Below are 20,977 nucleotides of genomic sequence, written 5' to 3' on the forward strand. Positions count from 1 at the left end.
TACCGACCACCACTGACAATCCGTCCCGGTCAAGGGTGGGGGGTGCCGTCCTGTGCCCATCCACCCCGGCATGGTCGAGGACCTCTCGGCCGGCGTACGCGACCTGTACGCGGATGCCGAGCAGCGGCTGCTCGGCATCGTGGCGCGGCAGCTCGCCGACGGGTTCGAGGCCCCGGGGTGGGCAACCAACAAGCTGCGCGACATACAGGCCCTACGCCGCGGCGCACAGGGAGTCGTCGACGCTCTCGGCTCGGCAATGCAACTCGACGTGTTCGACGCTATCGCCGAGGCATACAACACCGGGGCCCGCGCCGGACTGGCCGAGCTCGGCGCACTGCACGACAACGATCTGCGCCGCCTCGCCGACACCACGCCCAACACCCGCACCGTTGACCGTCTCGCGCAGGAAATCGTCGACCTCGTCACCGCCACGCACCGCGGCATTCTCCGCGGCGTCGAGGACGGATACCGGCAGGTGATCGCCGAGGTAACGGCAACGCCGCTGCTCGGCATCGACACCCGCCGGCAGGCGACACAGCGGGCAATGGAGCGATTCGCCGACCGCGGACTGCGCACATTCGTCGACCGGGGCGGGCGCGCGTGGCAGATGACGAGCTATGCCGAGATGGCTGTACGCACGGCGACCGGCCGCGCCGCGGTCGAGGCGCACGGCGACAAGCTGCGCGCCGCCGGCCTCGACCTCGTCATCGTCAGCAACGCCCCGCACGAGTGCCCCATCTGCGCCCCCTACGAGGGCAAGGTGCTCTCGCTCGACGGCCCGGGCGGCGCCCACACCATCGAGACCGAGCACGCCACCGAGGACGACCGCACCGTGCGCGTGCACATCGCCGGCAGCGTCGACGAAGCGCGGCAGCACGGATTCCAGCACCCCAATTGCAGGCACAGCCTGTCGGCGTACCTGCCCGGGGTGACCCGCGCACCGGTCGAGGCGTCCGAGGACCCCGACGGATACGAGGCCACACAGAAGCAGCGCGCCATCGAGCGCGGCATACGTAAGTGGAAGAACCGCGCCGCCTCGGCCGTGACACCCGAGGCCAAACGGTCCGCCGAGGCCAAGGTGCGCCAGTGGCAGGCCAAGCAGCGCGAGCACCTGCGCCAACACCCCGAGCTCATCCGCAGGCGCGAGCGCGAGCAGCCCGGCGCAAGCAATCTCCCCCCGACGAGCGGTACCGCGGGCCGCCCCGGTACGCCGAGTGGCCCGGGGTCAGACCCGTACGAGGCCGCGCGCGTCCGCTCGGGAGACGAGCGCACGCTGCCCGAGATGACCGACGAGCAGCTCGGCGCCGCGATCCGGCCCGGGGTGCTCGACGAGCGCGACCTCGACCGCATCCGCGGCGAGGGCGACCGGCGCGACGAGCAGGCCCTGCTCGACCGCATCCGGCCGAACGGCCGGCTCGTCGACAACCTCGCCGAGTTCAGCGACGACGAGCTCGCCCGCGTCTCTACCCACCTCGACGACGACGACATGCTGCGCGTCATGGCCGAGGCCGACCGGCGCGACTTCGACGCCGCCCTGCCCGGGGCACGACGCGACCTCGTCGGCATGTCCGAGCAGGACCTCGCCGTCCGCGCTCGGCACGTCGAGGACGACCGGCCGGCGATCGGCGCCGAGATCCACCGCCGCCGCCTACTCGCCGAGGTGTTCCCCGGCGGTTGCCTCGCCCGCGATCTGTCCAGCGTCGGCGACGACGTGCTCGGGTGGGCCGTGCGCTACGCATCCCCCGAGGATGCGGCGCGCATCGCCGACGAGCTCGACGGCCGGTACCCGCCCGCCGCGATGCCGGAAGCGGCCGGCGCGCACACCGTCGAGGGACAGCTCGCCGACCGCGCCGCCGTCGACGAGGCCCTCGCGCCGGCCGCCGAGCCGGACGCGTGGAACGGCCTTTCCGTGGACTGGTACGCCGGCATGTCCAGCACCGAGCGATGGATCGCCGAGCGCGAGTACGCCGACATGCAACAGCGCACCGCATACACGCGCGAGCAGCTCCGCGACATGTACCGCGAACACACATGGGCGCAGTACATGGACGCCGAGGACGCGACGAACGGCTATCTCCTGTCCCGCGAGGCCCGGGCCGCCGGCGTCGACCCGGGAACGCTGTTCTCGGGGCCGGCGCACGTCGCCTACGCCCGCGCCTCGGAGGAGCTCAAGCGGTATTGGGCGGACCACCCGCGCATGACGTTCGTGGAGTACGAGGAGATGGTCACCGGGCAGCGCAGCGCCGCCGCCGAGACCGCCCGCGTCTCTCGCAATACCCAGAACAACCGGCTCTAGGGGGTGGCTGTGGGACATCGAGGCGACCTCGTGCGCGCACTGCGCGCCGGTATCGACGCCGGCCGCGCCGCTTCCCCCGTGAGCTCGTGCCCCTACCCCCGCGGCGACCTGCGCCGCTCGGCATGGGTGCGCGGTTACGCCAAGGCCCGAGCGCTCCCCGCCGCCACTGACAGCGGCTAGGCCGCCCCCTTCCCCTTTTCCCGCAGCATCGGAGGCACCCGCCCATGTCCGACACCCCGCCGATCGAGGCCCCCGGCACCGACCCGGCCGGCCAGACAACGAGCACCCCGCCCGCACCGGCACCGCCGACCCTCGTCGCGCCGCCCGCGCAGCCGGTCGCACCCGCGGTCGATCCGGCCGCCGAGCAGCAGCTCGCAGACGCCACAAAGCGCGCCGAGCAGGCAACGACCGAACGCGACGAGTTGCTCGCCGGCCTGCGGCGCGTGCTCGATCCGTCTGGCGCGGCAGGCGAGCAGGACCCGGCCAAGCTCGCCGAGCACACCGCCACCGAACGCGACGCCGCCCTCGCCGAGGCGCGTCGGCTGCGCGTCGAGCTCGCCGCCCACCACGCCGCGCACAAGGCCGGCGCCGACCCCGCGCGGCTACTCGACTCCCGCAGCGTGGCCACACAGCTCGAATCCCTCGACCCGAGCGACGCGAAGTTCGCCGAGCGCCTCGACTCCATGATCGCCGTCGCGGTCGAGACAAACCCGCTACTGCGTGCTGAAGGCAGTACGCCGACCGGACCGCCCAAGGGTGGTGCCGACTTCACCCCCGGCGCCCCGGCCACCGTCACGCCCGAGCAGTTCGCGCGCCTGACCTATGCCGAGCGCGTCGACCTCCACCAGTCCGACCCCGATCTGTACCGGCAGCTCTCTGCCGCATCCGAGTAAGGAGGCCGCCGCATGGCGACTGGAAAGACCACCGCGGCACAGATGATCGTGCCGGACGTCTGGGCCGACATGGTGCAGGCGAAGTTCAAGGGCGCACTCGTGCTCGGCACGATGGCGCTCAACGACACCACCCTCGAAGGCAAGCCCGGCGACTCCGTCAACTTCCCCAAGTGGAAGGCCCTCACGGAAGCCGAGGACCTGACCGAGGGCACGCCGATGACGCCCGAGCAGCTCGGCACCGACCCGGGCAACAGCGCCACGATCAAAGAAGCCGGCAAGGCGGTTGAGATCACGGACAAGGCGAGGCTCGTCGCGTTCGGCGACCCGTACGCGGAGACGCAGCGGCAGCTCGGCGTACTGATCGCCCGGAAGATCGACAAGGATCTGACGGCCGCGGCCGAGGCCGCCGGCGCCATCACCGTCAACGCAGCCGATAAGGCACTGTCGTGGGATGTGATGGTCGACGGCATCGCACGATTCGGGGATGAGTGGGAGCCGGACAACATGGCCGGCCTCGTCATTCACTCGCTCCAGCGTGCGAGCATCTATAAGGACCCGAACTTCCTCAGCGCGGACAAGGTCGGCGCGAACGCAGTGATCCCGCGCGGCGTGATCGGGCAGATCGGCGGCGTGAACGTGTACGTCTCCGACCGTGTCACCACCACCCCGGGCGCCGAGGGCACGCCGGCGACGTACAACGCGCTGATGGTGCGGCGCGGCTCCCTGGGGCTGCTCTACAAGCGCCGGCCGATCGTCGAGACCGACCGCGACATCCTCGCCCGTACGACCGTGGTCACCACGAACGTGCACTACGCGACGCACCGCCTCGACGACGAGGGGATCGTCGTTCTGACCACCCGAGGGGCGGCGTGATGATGCTCCGCCGCTACTACCACCGGAGAGGGAACCATTCTCCGGGCGAGGACGACGAGCAGACAACGGAAGACGAGCAGGACAGCGGGCCGCCGGCGAAGAAGCCGACGGCCCGTTCTGCTGCCCGCAGCAAGAGGGGGTGATCGTGGCCCGCCTGCCCTACGCGACCCCCGAGGCCCTCACCGCATGGACTGGCCAGCCGGCCCCCGCGGACGCCGAGCGGCTGCTCGCCCGGGCCGGCGAGGACATCGACTCGGCGCTGCTCACCGCTGTGTACGCCGTCGACGAGGACGGCGACCCGACCGACCCGGACGTGCGCGCCGCACTCAGCGACGCCACGTGTGCACAGGTCGAGTACCAACTCGCCGCCGGCGACGACGGAACGGGGGCCGGCGGACAGTGGGACTCGGTCAGCGTCGGTCCCGTCTCCCTGTCCGGGCGCAGCTCGACGTCCGCGGCGACGGCCGGCGTTGGCCTCGCCCCGCGCGCCGACCGCGCACTGCGCCGCGCCGGCCTGACCCCGGGGCGGGTGATCGCATGGTGACCCGCGTCCCCGAGGTCCTACTGCGTCACCGCATCCGTATCGAGCCGTACCTCGCCGACACCGCGTACGGGCTGAGCTACGGGCCCGCCGTCGAGGCCGTGCCCGCGCTCGTCGACCCCTCGCCGCGCATGGCCCGGGCACCGGACGGGCGGGCGTTCACCGCGGCGGCGACGTTCATCGCCGCCCCGGATCTCGACTGCCCGCTCGGCTCGCGCATCACCCTGCCCGACGGACGCACAGCGACCGCGACCACAATCGCCCGCCACACCGCCCCGGGCCTACCGGTCCCCGCCTGTACGGAGGTGACGACCGAATGAGCCGCGCCGCCCGGGCCCGCGTCCGCTGGAACGGCGAGCAGGTCCTCGGCCGCGCCCGGCAAGGCGCGCTGCGTGGGCTGTTGCTCGGCGCCGAGCACCTGCTCGCCGAGTCTCGCAAAGAGGTGCCGATCGCCGAAGGCACCCTCGAACGGAGCGGCGCCACCTCGGTTGACGAGGCGAACCTCGTCGCCGGCGTCACCTACGACACCCCGTACGCCGCGCGCGTGCACGAGGACATGTCTGCCCGGCACAGCCCCGGGCGTAAGGCCAAGTTCCTTGAAGACCCCGCCAACCGCGAGGCCGATGCGATCGGCAAACTGATCGCCGCGCACGTACGGCGGGCGCTGCGTTAGAGAGGCTGCGCTGCCGCCCAATGCACCAGAAAATCCATCCCCTTGTCTGTGAGTTTGACGACCTTCGAATTCCGCATCTGCTCTTGCTGTTGCAGCTCTCTGCGATTCTCGACGCGAAACTCAATGATCCCGTCATCCAGGAGATTTGAGACGACCCATTCCATGTCAGCATACAGGCGAATACGTCCGCCGCCCAGCCAATTATCAAAGTCACGCAGCGGGACTTGCGGGAGAATCCGCTGAAACCACTCCAACTTCCGCAGGAACGCCTTCAAAAGCTGCCGTTCAATGTCCGTATAACGATGGTTCAAAATCTCAAGATTCGCCTTGTACTGAAGCATCGACTTTCGATCCATCTCGCCACGATCAAAACGCGTATGACAGGTTGGGCAGAGTGCGATGAGATTGTCGAACGTGTGCTCTTTCACCTTGGCCCACGGAGTTATGTGAGCCAATTCCACAGGTGTCTGCCTGCATGTGGGGATCGCGCATCGGTGGCCGGCCTCTACGAGCACAGCCCGCTTGAGTGCCATAGGGATATCGGGTCGGTCTTGCGTCATGCGCCAGAGCATAGGCAACAGCAGAGACAAAGTTCATGAGCATTGATCTTCTCGACGGCATCGCCCGTTACCTCGACGAGCAGCACCTGCTCGTCTACGACCCGACCGGCACCGCCGGCGACACGTTCATCGAGACCCTGCCGCCCGAACCGGCCGAGGCCGTAGGGCTGTGGCTGTACGGCGCCGCCGAGCAGGACTCGCGCAACGGCTACGACGTCCGCTCGCTACAGGTGCGCGTGCGCGGCACGGCCGACCCGCGGGTTTCCCGCCGCCGCGCCGAGGCCCTGTACGGCGCCCTGCACGGGCTCGCCGGCCTCGAACTGCCCGACGGCACATGGCTTGTGCTCGCCGTCGCGCAGCAGACCCCCGCCCCGCTCGGCACTGACGCCTCGGGCCGGCACGAGCACACGGTGAACGTCCGCCTCGACGTGGCCAACCCCACCCCACACCGCCCCGACTAGGAGGTGCACCTATGGCCGCGAACAGTCGGCCCATTGACGCCCGCGGTTGGCTGTTCGAGGTCCTCGACGCCACCGTGACCGGCACCGAGACATGGCTGCCCATCGCCGGCCTGACCTCGTTCACCCATAATCCGGGCGAGAACGAAGAGACCGCCGAGACGACCGCGTTCGACAGCGAGGGCTATTACGAGCAGGACGTGATGCAGCGCGGCGCCACCCTCGAAATCGAGGGTCTGTACCGCATCGACCCGACCACCAAGGCGCAAGATGCCGGACAGGCGTACGTCGACAACGTATGGGCCTACCGGCTCGGCATCGACTCGAACAACAAGGTCCGGTGGCGCCACAAGTCGCAGACGGATTGGGTCGTTTGGGATTCCACGGTGACCCCCGGCGAGCAGAGCGGCGAGACCAACGACAAAACGTCGTGGTCCGCCACGATCACCCGCTCGGGTAAGCCGACCACCGAGCCCGTTGCCGGCGGACAGACGCTCGCCGCCAAGACCGCGGGCAAGTCGGGGGGTGACGCGTGAGCGAGGCCCCCGAGCAGCCGCTCGTCGAGACCGCCGACTTTGACGCGTTCTTCGCCGAGCAGACCCCCGGCCGGCCCCGGGCCGCGCTCACCCTCTACGAGCGCGAGTACGTACTGCCCGACTCCCTGCCGCTGCTGTTCACGCTCCAGATGGAGCGCGTACAGGACAGCTCGGACCCCAACGACGTGCGCCGGATGCTCGCGACGCTGTTCGGCGAGGGCGCCCTCGACACGTGGGCCGAGCGCGGCATGACCGACCGGCAACTCGCCATCGTTCTTATCTACTCGGCCGCCAACATCCGCACGCCCGGCTCTCTGTCCATGCAGCGCGCGGCCGAGCTGCACGACGAGCAAGACGCCACCAAGGCGGGAAAAGCATCGCCGGCGAATCGGGCGCAGCGTCGGGCCGGCACGAAGAAGAAGGGGAAGGGCAAGGCGCGTTCTGGCGCGCGGTCCTAACCCACTGGGGCGCCGTCGAGTCTGACCTCGCCCGCGAGTACCACCTCGGCGCCGAGCAGGTCGACGACCCCGCGGAAATCGCAGCAATCACCGGCCTACCCGCCGGCTGAACCGCACGACCGGCGACCGCGCCGGATGACCCCCGTTAGGAGGTGATCCGGTGGCGCTCACCGTCGCCGAGCTGCTCGCGACGATCGACGTCGACGACGCCCCCGCCGCTTCCGGCCTCGCCCGAGCCGAGCAGCGCGTCGTCGCCGCAGCCGAGAGCATCACCGCCGAGGCCGCCCGCGCCGGCGACGCCGCCGGACAGCGGCTCGGCGAGGGCGTCGCCGACGGCGCCGAGGACGGCGCGCAGGAAGCCGGCGGACGACTGCGCGACAAGCTCGGCGCGTTCGGTTGGGCCGCGGTCGGCGCGAGCGTCGGCGCCGCGGTCCTCGCCGGCGTCGGCGAGGCCATGCAGCAGCAGAAAGACAACTCGCTGCTTGCTGCGCAGCTCGGCGCCGACCCCGCGCAGGCAAAGCGCCTCGGCAAGGCCGCCGGCTCCCTCTACAGCCAGGGGTACACAGACTCGGTCGCCGACGCGAACGAGGCCCTCAAGTCCCTTTGGCAGCAGGGTCTCGTACCCGCGGACGCCACGCAGAAAGAGCTCGAAAAGGTCGGCGGGCGCCTCTCGCAGGTCGCGCAGATCATGGGCGAGGAAGTCGGCCCGACAAGCGTCGCGGTCGGCCAGATGCTCAAGACGGGAATGGCCAAGAATGCCGACGAGGCATTCGACATTCTCACCCGAGGAACGCAGCTCGGAATCAATAAAGCCGAGGACCTGCTCGACACCTACAACGAGTACGGAACTCAGTTCCGAGACCTCGGCATAAACGGCAAGGAAGCCTTGGGCATCATGCACCAGGGCTTGCAGGCCGGCGCCCGCGATGCGGACATCGTCGCGGACGCAATGAAAGAGCTGAACATCCGCGTTAAGGACGGCTCGGCCGCCGACGGATTGAAAGCTCTTGGGCTGAACGCCGACCAAATGGCGAGCGCGTTCGCCTCGGGCGGACCGAAAGCGCAGGCCGCGCTCGACACCATTACCGACCGGCTGCGCGCGGTAAAGGACCCGACCGAGCGGTTCCGCCTCTCGCAGCAACTGCTCGGGACGCAGAGCGAGGACCTGTCCAAGGCCCTCATGGCGATTGACCCGAGCAAGGCTGTTGCCTCGCTCGGCAAGGTCGACGGCGCCGCCCGGCGCGCCGGCGACACGATGCGCGACAACGCCTCGACCAAGGTCACGCAGTTCACGCGTTCCCTGCAACAGGGGTTCGTCGAGGTCCTCGGGAATCAGGTCCTGCCCGTCCTCACCACAGCGGGCGGGTACCTCGTCAGCTTCGGCGCCGGCATTGCGACGGCCGCCGGTTTCGTCGAGCAGCACGGCACGGCCTTTAGCGTGGTCGCCGGCCTTATCACGCTGGTCATGCTGCCCGCGCTGATACAGCTCGGCACCCGCGCCACCATCACCACGGGGCAGATTGTCGCCGGCTGGATCACCCAAGGAGCGGCCGGCGTCACCGCGGCGGCGAGGTTCGTCGCCACGAACGCTCTGATCGTCGCCGGCTGGATCGCGCAGGGCGCCGCCGCGGGCGGAACCGCGCTGCGCGTGGTCGGCGCGTGGGTCCTCATGGGCACGCAGTCGTTGCTACAGGCGGCGCGCATGGCCGCGGCGTGGCTGATAGCCATGGGCCCCGTGGCGCTGATCGTCGCCGCGGTAATCGGCCTCGTCGCGCTGATCGTCGCCAACTGGGACACGATCAAGAGCGCGACGCTCGCCGTCTGGAACTGGATTTGGGAAAAGATCAAGTGGGTTGGGAACAAGCTAGTCGAGTTTTTTCTCAACTTCACCTTGGTTGGCCTCATAATCAAGCACTGGGATTCTATCCGATCCGGAACGGTGCGCGTCTGGAACGCCATTGTCGATTGGGTCAAGGGGCTCCCACAGAAGCTGATCAGCTTCTTTCTTAACTGGACTTTGCCGGGCCTGATTATCAAGCATTGGCAGTCCATCAAGGACGGCTCGGTTCGCAAGGCAACCGAGCTCGTCAGTTGGGTGCGCGGACTACCGGGCCGGATCGGTTCCGCGGTCGGAAATCTCGGACGGCTCTTGTACGACAAGGGAACCGACGTTGTCCGCGGCTTGTGGAACGGCATCAAGTCCATGGGCAGTTGGCTGCGGTCGACGCTGATCTCGTGGGCGAAGAATCTCATTCCGGGGCCGATCGCAAAGGCGTTGGGCATTCACAGCCCAAGTCGCGTTATGGCAAGGGACGTTGGCCGCTGGATTCCCGCAGGCGTCGTCAAGGGCATCCGCGCAGGGCAGGGCGCCGTCGCGCGCACCATGCGCACGCTCGTGCCCTCCCCGAGCCTGCCCACTGTCGGCGCGCTGCCCGCGGGCGCCGGATATGGCGCGGCCGGCCCATTCGGCTCGGCCGCGGGCGCCGGCCCGTCCGTGCATATCGAGCACTGGCACGGCGGCGACCAATCCCCCGAAGAGAACGCCGCCGCCTTGCAGTGGCGCATGAAGGCAAGGGGGTGACGCCGTGGCGATGGGCGACCGCGTCACCGCGCCCGGGCACGTGCAGCTCGGCGAGCTGCTGCTCGGGCGCGGCACCCCCTACCGGTGGCGCTCCCTGTCCGGATGGGAAGACCTTCCCGCCCTCGACTCAGGCAGCGTCAACCGGGCGGACGGGCACGGCGCGATACTCGGCCGGCTGCTCGCGCAGCCCCGCGTCGTCATTCTCGACGGCATGGTGATTCGCGCCCGCCCGGACGAAATCGGCGGCGTCGTGCAGCAGCTCGGCACCGCCACGGGCGTCATGGACGGCGAGCAGCCCCTCGTCGTCCAGATCGACGAGCGCGGACCGCTGCTCGCATGGGTGCGCGTGACCAACCGCGCCGTACCCGTCGAGCTCGGGTACCGGGTCGGCACCATCACCGGCGCCGCCCTACAGCTCACCGCATCCGACCCGCGCCGGTATGAGCTGCTCGAACGCACCGCGCGGGCATCCCTTCCCATCGCCGAGCCTGGCCTCGACTGGCACGCCGAGCCCTCGCAACAGCACTTCCCCGACGAGCAGGCCGCCGGCCGCGCCTCGGCCGCCTCGTCGTTCTGGGCCATGTCCGGCATGACGTTGGGCAACAGCGCCGGCGCCCTTACCGCCACGATCACCGCGGCGCAGGCCGGCCTCGCCTGGACCAGCGGACCGGGCCTGTTCTCCGGGTTCCCGATCGACGCAGGGCAGCGCGCGACGTTCCTCGCCGACGCCCCGCCGGCCGGCTCCGTCTGCCTGTTCCACTGGCTCGACGACTCTGGCGCGTACGTGTCCGGCACCACGGGCACACGCGGGCAGGTCACCGGCACGGCGCCGGCCGGCGCCACGCAGGTACGACCGGTCATGCAGTGGGCGACCGTGTCCTCGCCAGCAACCGCCACGATCGGCCCCTCTCGGCTGCTCATTCCGGGACTCGGCGCCGAGGGACTCGCCGAGCCGTACGACTTCGGCCCGCCCGGCAGTACCGGCGCCCTCACCGCGACCAACAGCGGCGGCGCCCCCGCGCACCCTGTGATCGAGTTCCGCGGCCCCGTATCTATGCCGAGCCTGACCAACATCACGAGCGGCGATGTCCTCGAATACGACCTCGACCTCGCCGAGGGCGACGTGCTCACCGTCGAGACCGCCGAGGGCACGGTGACGCTCAACGCGACGACGTCCCGCCTCTACACCGCCACCGCCCGCAGCGTGCCCGAGCAGTCGTTCGCGCTCTGGCCAGGAACCGCGGATATGACGTACCGGGCCGCGCCCGGATCATCCGACCCCGCCGCATCCGTCACCGTCCGGTGGCGCTCGGCCTACTGGTAAGGAGGGGCGCCGACTTGACCGTGCGCGCCGCGTGGCTGCTCACCGGACCACCCAACGGGCAGACCCGCACCGACACCCGACTCGCCCCGCTCGGCACGATGGCACCCGAGGGCGAACTCACGACCCGCGACGGCGTGATCGCCGGCGGCGCCCCGCTCATGGCGAGCGGCGCCGGCGCCATGCAAGTACAGCTCGGCATCGGCCGCGCCCTGGTGCAGGGAACCACCGCGCAGGGCGCCTATCCGGTCGCCGTGAGCGTGCCCGAGACGCTCACCGTCACCGACGGCGACGCGCAGAACCCCCGCGTCGACAGCCTCGTACTGCGCGTGCGCGATGGCCTGTTCGACCCGACCGCGCCCGGGCAGACAACCGTCTCGGCCGAGCTGCTCGTCGGTACGCCGGCGCCCTCGCCCACCGAGCCGACCCTGCCCCCGGCGTCCCTGCGTCTGTGGTCCATCACCGTGCCCGCCGGCGCCTCGGCCGGCACGGGCGGTCTCAACTGGGCGAGTGCCCTCGCCGATCGGCGACGCTTCACGAGCGCGTACGGCGGGATCATCCCCCGCGGCTGGGGGTCCTCGTTCAGCGGCAGTTACGACGGGCAGTACCGCGACGTCGACGGCACCCTCGAACGCTGGAACGCCACCGCCGCACGATGGGAGACCTACCGCCCGCCCCTCGCCGTCGAGTCCTCGACGGCCGGTTTCAGCGTGGCGAGCGGCTACACCCTCAACACCTACAGCGCACGCCGCAACCTCGCCGCCGGCCTCTTCTCGTTCCTCGTCGAGGTGACCCGCAAGGGCGCGCAGCTCGACGTCGCCGCCGCCGGCAACATCAACGACGAGGTACTCGGCACGCTCCCCTCGGGATGGCGCCCCGCCCTCGACGCCGAGCTCAGCGTGTCCGACGGATTCGGCGAGGGCACCGCCCGACTCTCCACCGCCGGCGTGATCACGCTGCGCACATGGTCGGGAAACGGCGCCCTGCGCAACGACCGCAACATACGCACGTCAGGGACGTTCATCCTTGGCTGACGGGGGAGCACGTGACCCCTCCCCCGTCCAGGCTGCTGCTCCTGTTTTCCGAGAGTCATTCGAGCAGGCGGAAGGCTGAGAGCACCGATACGCACAAGGTCATCCACACTGCGAAGGCGCCGCCACCGTAGAGGACTGACTCGGGCATCGATGAGCCGGATGCATGGGACAACATCCCGCCTATCAGGGCTACAAGCAGGGCTGAGAGGAACGCGCACAGAAAGATCAGCACGCGTCGCGAGGTCTGTGTTTGCTGCAACGTGGGGTCCCTTTCGCCGGGACCGAAGGCACGCATGCAAGGGCCCCGGACATCGAAGTGTCCGTGATCCTTGCTGCGGTGGAGGCTCGCAATACCTCGGGCTCCGAGTTCGACTTTGGTGGCTTCGTGTAACTGCCACTTCAAGAGGCCGAATCAAGGTCCAACGATTTACACCTGCCAGCGTGGTTTGAGGAGCTGGCCGCAGCAGTGGCCCCCTCGGGTAAGGCTCCTCGTCTCTCAGTGTGACTGAACACCCCCTGTGATCACAAGTAGTCCCAGACCATGCCGTTCGTTACAACGGCCGGATACAGGAGGTGCCTTGATCATTCCTGCGTATCGCGCCGTGTTCTGTGACCTCCGATCAGATCAAGTTCTCGACGCTCTACCCGTGCAGCAGGTCAGCCTCGATGACTACATCGGCAAGGCCGGCGCTATGTCCGGCACGGTCCCCGTACCGAACTCCGCGATAGCCGCTCGCGCCCGCGCTGCGATCGTCCCCGGACGCACCGCGGTATGGCTTGAGCGAGGGCGCGAAATCTGGTGGGGCGGCGTGCTCTGGACTGCCTCGCTTGCCTCGGACTCCCGAGGATTCCTCGGCGTACAGGTACAAGCCGGAACCTGGGACACCTACCTGTCGCACCGGCTGCTGTACGACACGCTTACCGCCACGGGAACCGATCAGTTCGACATCGCCCGAGGCTTGATCGACTACGTGCAGAACACCCGCGGCGGCGACATCGGCATCGAGTACGACACCGACGTTTCGGGAGTCCTGCGCGACCGCACTTACAGCCGTTACGACCTACCGGCCGCGCGGGACCTACTCGACCAACTCGGCGCCGTCGAGGACGGTTTCGAGTGGCGCATCGCCTCGTACCGCGACGCCGACGGCCGCCGCGTCAAGCGACTGCAACTCGGTTCCCCGCAGATACGGACCGGGCACAGCGAGATCGTCCTCGACCACCCCGGGCCGATCCTCTCGTACACGTGGCCCGTCGACGCCACGGTGCGCGCCAACGCATGGCAGAGCCGCGGAGCGAGCGACAACACCAATCAGGCCGCCGACTCGGTCCCGCTCATGTCCGCGCAGCAGCTCGCCGAGCAGGACATAGAGGACGGATGGCCGCGCCTCGACGGCAGCAGCGATTACTCGACCGTCGACCAGCAACCCACCCTCGACGCGCACGCCGCGGCCGATCTCGCAGCCTCCCGCGCCGGAACGGTGATTCCCGAGGTGACCGTCGACATGTCCCGCGCCCCCGTCTCGCCGGCGCTGCTCGGCGCGACCGTACGTCTGCGCATCCGCGACCTGTGGCACCCCGAGACGCTCAGCGCCCGCTATCGCGTGGTCGGTCTGGCCATTTCCCCGCCCGAGCGCGGCCGATCGGAGTCGGCCCGCCTGTACTTGGAGGCCGCCTAGTGGCTGCTGTACCGCAGGACCTGCTCGACCGCGTCCGCGCGCTCGAACGGCAGGTGCGCGAGCTCACCGGACGCGCACAGATGCGGCCGGCCCTCGACAAGATCCTGCACGGCGACATCGTGATCGGCGAGGGGGGCCGCATCATCGCGCAGGCCCCGAACGGCAATCGCATCTTCATGACCGGCCAAACGCCGGAGGGCGATTGGGCCGTCGGCATGGCGCGCGAGACCGGACAGGCAGCTCTAACCGTCGGCGACGACGTAAATACGGGTGGTCAGATGGTGCGCATTTTCAACCGCACCGGCGAGGTGATTGTCATGGATGACGCCTACGCCGACGGATACCTCGGCCGGCCATGGGTGCCGATCCCCTGCGCCCCGCTAATCCAGTTCTCGAACGACGACGAGTTCGCCCTGTACTCCGGAAACATGCTCACGCAGCACAAGGTACTGCGCGTGAACATGCAAATCTCGGGCCCGTCCGGCACCGCCGCACAGGTGGTCATGCGGATCGGGAACACCCAGTACGGGCCCACGTGGACGCTGAGCAGCTCGGCCACGGTCCGGGACGTCAACGAGCGCGTTCCCCTTCCCGCCGGCGACTTCCCATATGGCCGCGAGGCATCCGTCGTCATGTGGGCACGGCGCACGTCCGGCAGCGGCACATGCACCCTGCGCGTCCGCGGGCTGTGGGGCGTCAACACCATCACCGAACCAGAGTCCAACTAGGAGCCCCGCCCCGTGCTGCCCGAGTCCATCCCCACCGTGACCGTGCGCGGCCGATTTCTCTCGCCCGACGGTCGGCCCCTGTCCGGCAGCGTGACCTTTCGCGCGCCGGCGCAGATTACCTTTCCCGACGCCGACGTGATCCTCGGCGGTCCCGTCGTTGCGCAGCTCGACGCGCAGGGACAGATCAACGCAACCCTGCCCGCGACCGACGCCCCGGACATGGACCCGGTGGGATGGTCGTACACCATCGCCGAGCAGCTCGTCGGCATCCCGACAGGCCGCTCGTACAACATCCTGCTACCGGCTGAGCAGCCGCTCGTCGACCTCGCCGACATCGCGCCTACCGATCCGAGCAAACCCAACTACATACCGGTAGTCGGCCCCGAAGGACCGCGCGGCCCCGCCGGCGCGAGCGCTTACGAGGTCGCGGTCGCCGGAGGCTTCACCGGCACCCCCGCCGTCTGCCTCGCGAGCCTCGTCGGACCCCGCGGCGCAACCGGCTCGACCGGCGCGCAGGGCATACAGGGGGTGCCCGGCAAGGACGGAGAGGACGGCGCCACCGGCGCCCCGGGCCTCGTCCAGTCCGTCAACGGCAAGAGCGCCGCCTCGATCACGCTCACCGCCGGCGATGTCGGCGCCCTGGCGACCACGACGGCCGGCACGGCGAACGGCGTGGCCACCCTCGACACGTCCGGCAAGGTCCCCTCGGCGCAGCTTCCGGCAGCGAGCGGGGATGCCGTGACGTCCGTCAACGGTTACACCGGCGTCGTAGTCCTCGCCGCCACGGACGTCGGCGCCGCTGCCACCTCGCACACTCACACCGCGGCCCAAGTCGGTGCCCTCGCCACTTCCGCGCGCGGCGGCGCAAACGGCGTTGCCCCGCTCGATGCGGCGTCCGACGTCCCCGTCGCCAATCTGCCCGACCTCGCGATTCCGGCCTCGTTCGCGCCGGCCGACCTCGGTCTCAAGGCGTGGGCGTTCGACCCCGTCACTGCCCTGTCGACGACTGCGTTTACCGGTAACGCCTCCTTGCGCTTCACCGCGGTAGTGCTGCGCCAGACCACGAGCGTAAGCAAGATCGTGTTTCAGCTCGGCGGATACGCCGGCACGATGAACGCCGGCTCGTGGGCCGCGATCTACGACAGCACCGGCGCGCGCAAGGGTGCCACGGCGGACATGGCCGGCGAGGCAGTCATACCCGGAGTGCACAACGCCGGCGGCGCCGCGGTCACCGCCGCACTCACGTCGAGTGCGAGCCTGCCCGCCGGCCTCTACTACATCGCGTACGTCTTCCGGTACTCGGCCAGCGACGGACCGATGCTGTTGCAGTTGGAGAACGGCGCCGGCGCCCCTCCCAACGTCTTCGGCCCCTCGAACGTGAAGCGGTTCGGCGTCTACACCGCCACCGTGCCGACCACCCCGCCGGCCTCCATCACTCTCGCCAACATCGACAACGGCGCTAACCGCTTCTGGGCCGGCCTCACCTGACAGCCGCCCCTTCCTCGCACGCCCCGAGCCATCCGGCCGGGGCTTTTTTCATGTCTGGAGACACTCACCATGGCAACCCCGCTGACTGCCGATCGCCTCGTCGCCGCACTGCGCGCCGAGGGGGTCAAGGTCATCGAGTACGGAAAGTGGCGCACCCACAACCGCGCCGGACACGGCGCATGGGGCCCGCTCAACGGCGTGATGATCCACCACACCGTGACCAGTGGTACCGACGCGTCGGTGCGCATCTGCTACGCCGGATACGCCGAGCTGCCCGGCCCGCTGTGTCACGGCGTGATCGCCAAGAACGGCGACGTCTACCTCGTCGGCAACGGCCGAGCTAATCACGCCGGCCTCGGCGACGACGACGTGCTCGCCGCGGTCGTGGCCGAGCGCAAGCTGCCCACCACCAACGAGAACAACGTCGACGGCAACAGCCGCTTCTACGGGTTCGAATGTGTCAACCTCGGCAACGGCGCGGACCCGTGGCCGGCCGAGCAGCTCGACGCCATCGAGCGCGTATCCGCGGCGATCTGCCGCGCATACGGATGGAGCGCGGCGAGCGTCATCGGGCACAAGGAGTGGACAAACACCAAGGTCGACCCGCGCGGTTTCTCCATGACCACCATGCGCGAGCGCGTCGACCGCCGGCTCGGCACCAAGCCGGGCAAGCCCGTACCGGCCCCGAAGTTCGAGCCGTTCCCGGGCGCCGACTTCTTCAAGAGCTACCCGCACTCGCCCATCGTGACCGCCATGGGCCGGCGCCTCGTCGCCGAGGGCTGCTCGGCCTACGCGTCAGGCCCGGGCCCGCAGTGGACCACCGCCGACCGCGACAGCTTCCGCAAGTGGCAGAAGAAGCTCGGCGACGCCCCCCAGTTCTGTGACGGATGGCCCGGGCGCAAGCAATGGGACGCGCTCAAGGTCCCCAAGGTCTGACCCCACCCCGCGCCCGCCCGCACTCCCGCGGGCGGGCGCCCCTGTCCCCACCCTGTGGAAAGAGGTACTGCCCCATGACCGACGCCGCCCGCCGCACGATCCGCACCGTTGTGCAGACCGTGCTCGGCCTCGCCGCCGGACTCCCGCTCATCATCGACGCCGCCGGCATCCCGCAGACCGCGGCCGGCGTAGGTGTCGCCCTCGCCGTCGCCGGCGGACTCACTCGCGTGATGGCGCTGCCTGTCGTCGAGAACCTGCTGCCCGCATGGCTGCGCGCCGAGCCGAACACCGACGACGGGCTGCTCGCCCTGAACCGGAAGGATGACCGTACCGAGTGACCGCGACGACCGGCGTCGACCCGATCGACGCCCTTGTGCTCTGGTCCGGCGCCGTCGTCGCAATCTCGGGCGCCCTCGCCCTCGCATGGCGCGCGACCCGATCGTTCCGCCGCATCGGCGGAAAGGTCGAGGACTTCGTCGACGACTGGCAGGGCACCGACCCGCGCCCCGGCGTCCCTGGCCGCCTGGGCGTCATGAGCCGGCTCGGCGCCATCGAGGAACGTCTCGCTCGCGTCGAGCATGAGCTGCACCCCAACAGCGGCAGTAGCCTGCGAGACGCCGTCGACCGCGTCGACCAGCGCACCCGCCAACTCACCGACGACACCCCCTGACTCACTGCGCCCCCGCTACCGGCCTCGTGCCGGTAGCGGGGGCGCCTTTCTCGTTTGCGCCCTATCAGCTTGTCGGCGTTGCGCGCTTGCCTTCCGCGTACTCTGGCTGTAGACCCGCGTCCTACAACCCACGCAAGGGGTGCCGGTGAACGCCTTCACGAGTGAGATCACCACGGGCGACCGGATCAAGCTGTACCGAACGCGCAAGGGGCTTTCACAGGCCGCGCTCGGGGGCCTGATCGGCCGTTCGGAAGATTGGGTAAGCAAGGTCGAGCGGAATGTGATTCCGGTCGACAAGCTCTCTGTCCTGCTACAGATTCAGCGCGTGCTCGACATTCGGGAGCTCGCCGAGCTGACCGGCCGCAGTATCGCGCTCACCCCCGACGGATCACCCGAGCACGCGTCGGTGCCCGCGATCCGTCGCGCGCTGAACACGATCCCCTCGCGGCTCGGCTCTGACCTACCGGGTAACCCGCTGATGGCCGACGAGCTCGTGCAGCGCGTTGACGACGCGTGGCAGTCCTACGAGCACGACGTCGAACGATACGCAGTCGTCGGCCCGCAACTCCCGATCCTGCTCGCCGAAGCCCATTACGCCTCGCGCAACGCAGCCGGACCCGACGAGCAGAAGGTCGCGCGCGCAGTCATCAGCCTGTACCACCTGCTACAGGTGTATTTGCGCCGCGTTGGCGAACAGACGCTCTCGCGCGTCGCCGCCGACCGCGCTCTGTCGCTCGCCGACCAATCGGGCGACCCGGTACTAATGGGCGCCTCGGCCTGGAATCTGTGCCTCGTGTTGACCAGTACCGGCGACGTCGCCGAGTCGCGCGAACTCGCTCTGTCCGCCATGGAAGCCACCACACCCGACGACGACGCGAGCCCCGAACTTCTGTCCGTTCACGGCTCGTTGCACCTCACAGCAGCCGTTGCCACCATGCGCGACGGCAAGGCGCCGGCCGCATGGGACCTGCTTCACGCTGCGGACTCCATCGCCCGCCGCGCGGGCGTTGACCGCAACGACTGGCGTACGGCCTTCGGGCCGACAAACGTCGCCATGCACGGCGTACACCTTGCTGGCGAGGAAGGCGACGCCACCGAGGCACTGCGCCTCGCCGACACGATCGAGGACGACAATCCCGTTCTTCCCCTCGAACGGCGGACCCGCTACCTCGTCGAGGTCATGAACGCCAACCGGCTCAAGCAGGACGACTATGCGACGCTCTACATGATCGGCAAGATCCGGAAGACGTCCCCCGAAGAGGTGCGATTCTTCCCGCTGGTTCGCGAGGCCCTTCGTGACCTCCTCAAGCGTGAACGCCCCACCTACCGCACTGAGTTGCGCGAGCTCGCCTCTCATGTGGGAGTGCTCGCGAGCTGATTCCTGACCCGGAAATAAGGCGCCCCGTAAAAAGTTACGGGGCGCCTTTTGGCGTGCGCTCTACGGTCTGACGGGTGGTGAACTCTCAGCGCACGACGACGAGTCGAGGGGGATCAGTGACCGCGAACCGTGTGACCGGATGGCGCATCGAGCGGGTACCCAAGCCCATGGAGCGCACCAAGGCCGGCCGCTTCGCCCTGCCATTACGCCTCGTTCGAGACGGCGAGCACATCGAGTTCGCGGCTCTCGTACTCAGCGGCGACGAGGCCGAGCAGTTGCTCGGCGACCTCTCCCGAATGTTGGGCGGCAAGCCGTGCCCCCCGCCCGCCCTCGATGCCGTAGGGGGGCCGACGACATGAGCGCCGTACCTCACAGCTCGTATCCCTTCCTTGGCTTCACGTGTGCGCACCGTGTTGTCGAGGGGAACGTCGTCCTCGATGACAACAAGTGGCAGGAAGTCGCCGAGGTCCTCGACGAGCGCCTGCATGTAGGGGCTCCGATCCTCACGTTCAACGTGGGCGGCGCCTTCCTGCACATGCGGCCAGCCGCACGAGTCCTCGTCGCCGCCATGGAAACCCCCGCGGACTGCAACAAGCACCACACCCCGCAACCCCTCGCCGGTCTCGACGGCGCGACCTCGTCGGCCGCCCCCAGCCCGAGTGCCGAGAGGTGATCGGGACCGTGAACGTCGCATCTCAAAAGTTCGAGCGCACCACCGAGGCGGTACCCGCGGCCCGCGTGTTCGCCCAGAAGTCCTTGGAAGTCGTTTCGGTCGAGCAGCGCGACGACATCCTCGTTTGTGTCTCCGAGCTCGCCACCAATGCCGTGCAGCACGGCGTACCGCAGGGCGGGAACTTCCTGCTCAAGGTCGATACCGACGCTCACCGTGTACGCATCGAGTGCCACGACGCGAAGAGACAACGCCCCCGCTTGCGCAAGCCTGACGGCAACGACACCCACGGGCGCGGCCTGCTGCTCGTCGAGGCCCTCGCGTCTCGCTGGGGAGTTGGAACGCGCCCGTTCGGAAAGTTCGTGTGGTTCGAGCTGGACCTCGACCGACAGGCGGGCGGCGAATGCTGATCACCACAGTGCAGCCATCGGGCGGCCTGCTCGCCTCCGTAGTGATGGCGACGTGGCTTGAGCAGACCGCGGCCGGCCCTGTCGCATTCCTGCTGATCGCACACCCGCCGGCCCGCAGGCAAAACGAGACCGCGGAACGGATCGAGCAGGAGATGTGCGGTCTCGCCGAGGCTCTCGGCCTCGGCGAGGGCCTCGACAAGATGCGGGACGCTGGTTGTCGTGTATGGCTCCGCGGGCAATCCGGCGCCGCACTCAAGCTCGACGGTACGCACCTGCCCATGCAGCTTCCGCCGGTCGGCCCCGAGTGGTCGCGGTTCGTCGCCGAGGGTGGGCCCGTTTGCATCGTGGTCGGTCTCGACCCGCTAGCGGCCGGCGCTCCCCGCGAGGTAATCGAGTGGTACCTCGCCGACGTCATCCCCCATGGTCGTTCCCTGATCGGCAGTGCCGCGGTCGCTCCGGAATGCCTCGCATGATCGAGAGGCCCGAGCCCGAGCAGCCGACCAGTGCGCCGCCATCCATCACCGACCCGTGCGCCGAGCTCGACCGCGCTCCGTGCCGCGATCCGTGTGCGCCCTGAGACCAACCAAGAACGCCCCAACGGCCGGTGCAACGGCCGCCGGGGCAGTACGCCATCAGCCGACATCAAGGGACTGATAACGCAATGCGCGACCTTATCGCCTGCCTCATCATCTGGTTACGGCCGGGTCTGAGCCGCACTCTGCTCGCCGCTCATCGACGCATCCGAGCCCGACTTGTCTCGCCGCCGCTCCCCGTACTCCCTGCCATCCCCAGGT

At 69.3% G+C, this 20,977-nt stretch carries 25 protein-coding genes; 24 read left to right on the plus strand and 1 reads right to left on the minus strand.

Annotated features, from left to right (window positions below; genetic code table 11):
• Nucleotides 1-70 precede the first annotated feature (70 nt).
• The 7 genes from ACFY6S_RS26340 to ACFY6S_RS26370 all read left to right on the plus strand — a co-directional run bounded on the left by ACFY6S_RS26340 (nucleotide 71) and on the right by ACFY6S_RS26370 (nucleotide 5,276).
• On the plus strand, nucleotides 71-2,296 hold the full coding sequence (locus ACFY6S_RS26340; RefSeq protein ID WP_388827325.1) for a phage minor capsid protein: 2,226 nt from the start codon (nucleotides 71-73) through the stop codon (nucleotides 2,294-2,296).
• A 30-nt stretch (nucleotides 2,297-2,326) separates the two neighbouring features.
• Nucleotides 2,327-2,476, plus strand: coding sequence for an Rmf/CrpP fold protein (locus tag ACFY6S_RS26345; RefSeq protein ID WP_389462599.1), 150 nt, complete (start codon nucleotides 2,327-2,329; stop codon nucleotides 2,474-2,476).
• Between the two features lie 44 nt (nucleotides 2,477-2,520).
• Nucleotides 2,521-3,189, plus strand: a complete 669-nt coding sequence (locus tag ACFY6S_RS26350; RefSeq protein ID WP_388827319.1) for a hypothetical protein — start codon at nucleotides 2,521-2,523, stop codon at nucleotides 3,187-3,189.
• A gap of 12 nt (nucleotides 3,190-3,201) precedes the next feature.
• A complete protein-coding gene (locus ACFY6S_RS26355; protein ID WP_388827316.1) occupies nucleotides 3,202-4,062 on the plus strand; it encodes a N4-gp56 family major capsid protein in 861 nt (286 codons plus the stop codon).
• A gap of 145 nt (nucleotides 4,063-4,207) precedes the next feature.
• Complete coding sequence (locus ACFY6S_RS26360) at nucleotides 4,208-4,606, plus strand: hypothetical protein (RefSeq protein WP_388827313.1); 399 nt, start codon at nucleotides 4,208-4,210, stop codon at nucleotides 4,604-4,606.
• A complete protein-coding gene (locus tag ACFY6S_RS26365; RefSeq protein ID WP_388827310.1) occupies nucleotides 4,600-4,923 on the plus strand; it encodes a hypothetical protein in 324 nt (107 codons plus the stop codon). Before ACFY6S_RS26360 ends, ACFY6S_RS26365 begins: the two co-directional genes overlap by 7 nt.
• On the plus strand, nucleotides 4,920-5,276 hold the full coding sequence (locus ACFY6S_RS26370) for a hypothetical protein (protein ID WP_388827307.1): 357 nt from the start codon (nucleotides 4,920-4,922) through the stop codon (nucleotides 5,274-5,276). Before ACFY6S_RS26365 ends, ACFY6S_RS26370 begins: the two co-directional genes overlap by 4 nt.
• On the opposite strand, the gene ACFY6S_RS26375 is transcribed toward ACFY6S_RS26370, so the two are convergent.
• Nucleotides 5,273-5,836, minus strand: a complete 564-nt coding sequence (locus ACFY6S_RS26375; RefSeq protein WP_388827304.1) for an HNH endonuclease — start codon at nucleotides 5,834-5,836, stop codon at nucleotides 5,273-5,275. The genes ACFY6S_RS26370 and ACFY6S_RS26375 overlap by 4 nt on opposite strands.
• Nucleotides 5,837-5,871: 35 nt before the next feature.
• Between ACFY6S_RS26375 and ACFY6S_RS26380 the strand changes: the two genes are divergently transcribed.
• The 17 genes from ACFY6S_RS26380 (at nucleotide 5,872) to ACFY6S_RS26460 (ending at nucleotide 20,656) form a co-directional block, all read left to right on the plus strand.
• Nucleotides 5,872-6,297: a minor capsid protein gene (locus tag ACFY6S_RS26380; protein WP_385030118.1), complete on the plus strand. Its 426-nt coding sequence runs from the start codon at nucleotides 5,872-5,874 to the stop codon at nucleotides 6,295-6,297.
• Nucleotides 6,298-6,308: 11 nt separating this feature from the next.
• Nucleotides 6,309-6,830 (plus strand): phage tail tube protein, encoded by a 522-nt coding sequence (locus ACFY6S_RS26385; protein ID WP_388827299.1) that lies wholly within the window; start codon nucleotides 6,309-6,311, stop codon nucleotides 6,828-6,830.
• Nucleotides 6,827-7,288: a hypothetical protein gene (locus tag ACFY6S_RS26390; protein ID WP_311609814.1), complete on the plus strand. Its 462-nt coding sequence runs from the start codon at nucleotides 6,827-6,829 to the stop codon at nucleotides 7,286-7,288. The genes ACFY6S_RS26385 and ACFY6S_RS26390 overlap by 4 nt, the downstream gene beginning before the upstream one ends.
• 160 nt (nucleotides 7,289-7,448) lie before the next feature.
• Nucleotides 7,449-9,869: a phage tail tape measure protein gene (locus tag ACFY6S_RS26395; protein WP_388827295.1), complete on the plus strand. Its 2,421-nt coding sequence runs from the start codon at nucleotides 7,449-7,451 to the stop codon at nucleotides 9,867-9,869.
• A gap of 10 nt (nucleotides 9,870-9,879) precedes the next feature.
• Nucleotides 9,880-11,193, plus strand: a complete 1,314-nt coding sequence (locus tag ACFY6S_RS26400) for a phage distal tail protein (RefSeq protein ID WP_388827759.1) — start codon at nucleotides 9,880-9,882, stop codon at nucleotides 11,191-11,193.
• 14 nt (nucleotides 11,194-11,207) lie between these two features.
• On the plus strand, nucleotides 11,208-12,224 hold the full coding sequence (locus tag ACFY6S_RS26405) for a hypothetical protein (protein ID WP_388827292.1): 1,017 nt from the start codon (nucleotides 11,208-11,210) through the stop codon (nucleotides 12,222-12,224).
• Between the two features lie 647 nt (nucleotides 12,225-12,871).
• Nucleotides 12,872-13,903, plus strand: a complete 1,032-nt coding sequence (locus tag ACFY6S_RS26410; RefSeq protein WP_388827289.1) for a hypothetical protein — start codon at nucleotides 12,872-12,874, stop codon at nucleotides 13,901-13,903.
• Nucleotides 13,903-14,631: a hypothetical protein gene (locus ACFY6S_RS26415; RefSeq protein WP_388827286.1), complete on the plus strand. Its 729-nt coding sequence runs from the start codon at nucleotides 13,903-13,905 to the stop codon at nucleotides 14,629-14,631. The genes ACFY6S_RS26410 and ACFY6S_RS26415 overlap by 1 nt, the downstream gene beginning before the upstream one ends.
• A gap of 12 nt (nucleotides 14,632-14,643) precedes the next feature.
• Complete coding sequence (locus ACFY6S_RS26420) at nucleotides 14,644-16,119, plus strand: hypothetical protein (RefSeq protein WP_388827283.1); 1,476 nt, start codon at nucleotides 14,644-14,646, stop codon at nucleotides 16,117-16,119.
• Between the two features lie 69 nt (nucleotides 16,120-16,188).
• Complete coding sequence (locus ACFY6S_RS26425; protein WP_388827280.1) at nucleotides 16,189-17,055, plus strand: peptidoglycan-binding protein; 867 nt, start codon at nucleotides 16,189-16,191, stop codon at nucleotides 17,053-17,055.
• Between the two features lie 74 nt (nucleotides 17,056-17,129).
• Complete coding sequence (locus tag ACFY6S_RS26430) at nucleotides 17,130-17,393, plus strand: hypothetical protein (RefSeq protein ID WP_388827277.1); 264 nt, start codon at nucleotides 17,130-17,132, stop codon at nucleotides 17,391-17,393.
• Nucleotides 17,390-17,725, plus strand: coding sequence for a hypothetical protein (locus tag ACFY6S_RS26435; protein ID WP_388827274.1), 336 nt, complete (start codon nucleotides 17,390-17,392; stop codon nucleotides 17,723-17,725). The genes ACFY6S_RS26430 and ACFY6S_RS26435 overlap by 4 nt, the downstream gene beginning before the upstream one ends.
• A gap of 145 nt (nucleotides 17,726-17,870) precedes the next feature.
• A complete protein-coding gene (locus ACFY6S_RS26440) occupies nucleotides 17,871-19,103 on the plus strand; it encodes a multiprotein-bridging factor 1 family protein (RefSeq protein WP_388827271.1) in 1,233 nt (410 codons plus the stop codon).
• Between the two features lie 116 nt (nucleotides 19,104-19,219).
• Complete coding sequence (locus ACFY6S_RS26445; protein ID WP_385030092.1) at nucleotides 19,220-19,462, plus strand: hypothetical protein; 243 nt, start codon at nucleotides 19,220-19,222, stop codon at nucleotides 19,460-19,462.
• Nucleotides 19,459-19,776 (plus strand): hypothetical protein, encoded by a 318-nt coding sequence (locus tag ACFY6S_RS26450; protein WP_385030088.1) that lies wholly within the window; start codon nucleotides 19,459-19,461, stop codon nucleotides 19,774-19,776. Before ACFY6S_RS26445 ends, ACFY6S_RS26450 begins: the two co-directional genes overlap by 4 nt.
• Before the next feature lie 8 nt (nucleotides 19,777-19,784).
• Nucleotides 19,785-20,183 (plus strand): ATP-binding protein, encoded by a 399-nt coding sequence (locus ACFY6S_RS26455; protein ID WP_385030085.1) that lies wholly within the window; start codon nucleotides 19,785-19,787, stop codon nucleotides 20,181-20,183.
• A complete protein-coding gene (locus tag ACFY6S_RS26460; protein ID WP_388827266.1) occupies nucleotides 20,177-20,656 on the plus strand; it encodes a hypothetical protein in 480 nt (159 codons plus the stop codon). Before ACFY6S_RS26455 ends, ACFY6S_RS26460 begins: the two co-directional genes overlap by 7 nt.
• The last annotated feature ends 321 nt before the right edge of the window (nucleotides 20,657-20,977 follow it).

Origin of the sequence: Streptomyces sp. NPDC012835, from assembly GCF_042900885.1 — a bacterium.
Lineage (GTDB): Bacteria > Actinomycetota > Actinomycetes > Streptomycetales > Streptomycetaceae > Streptomyces.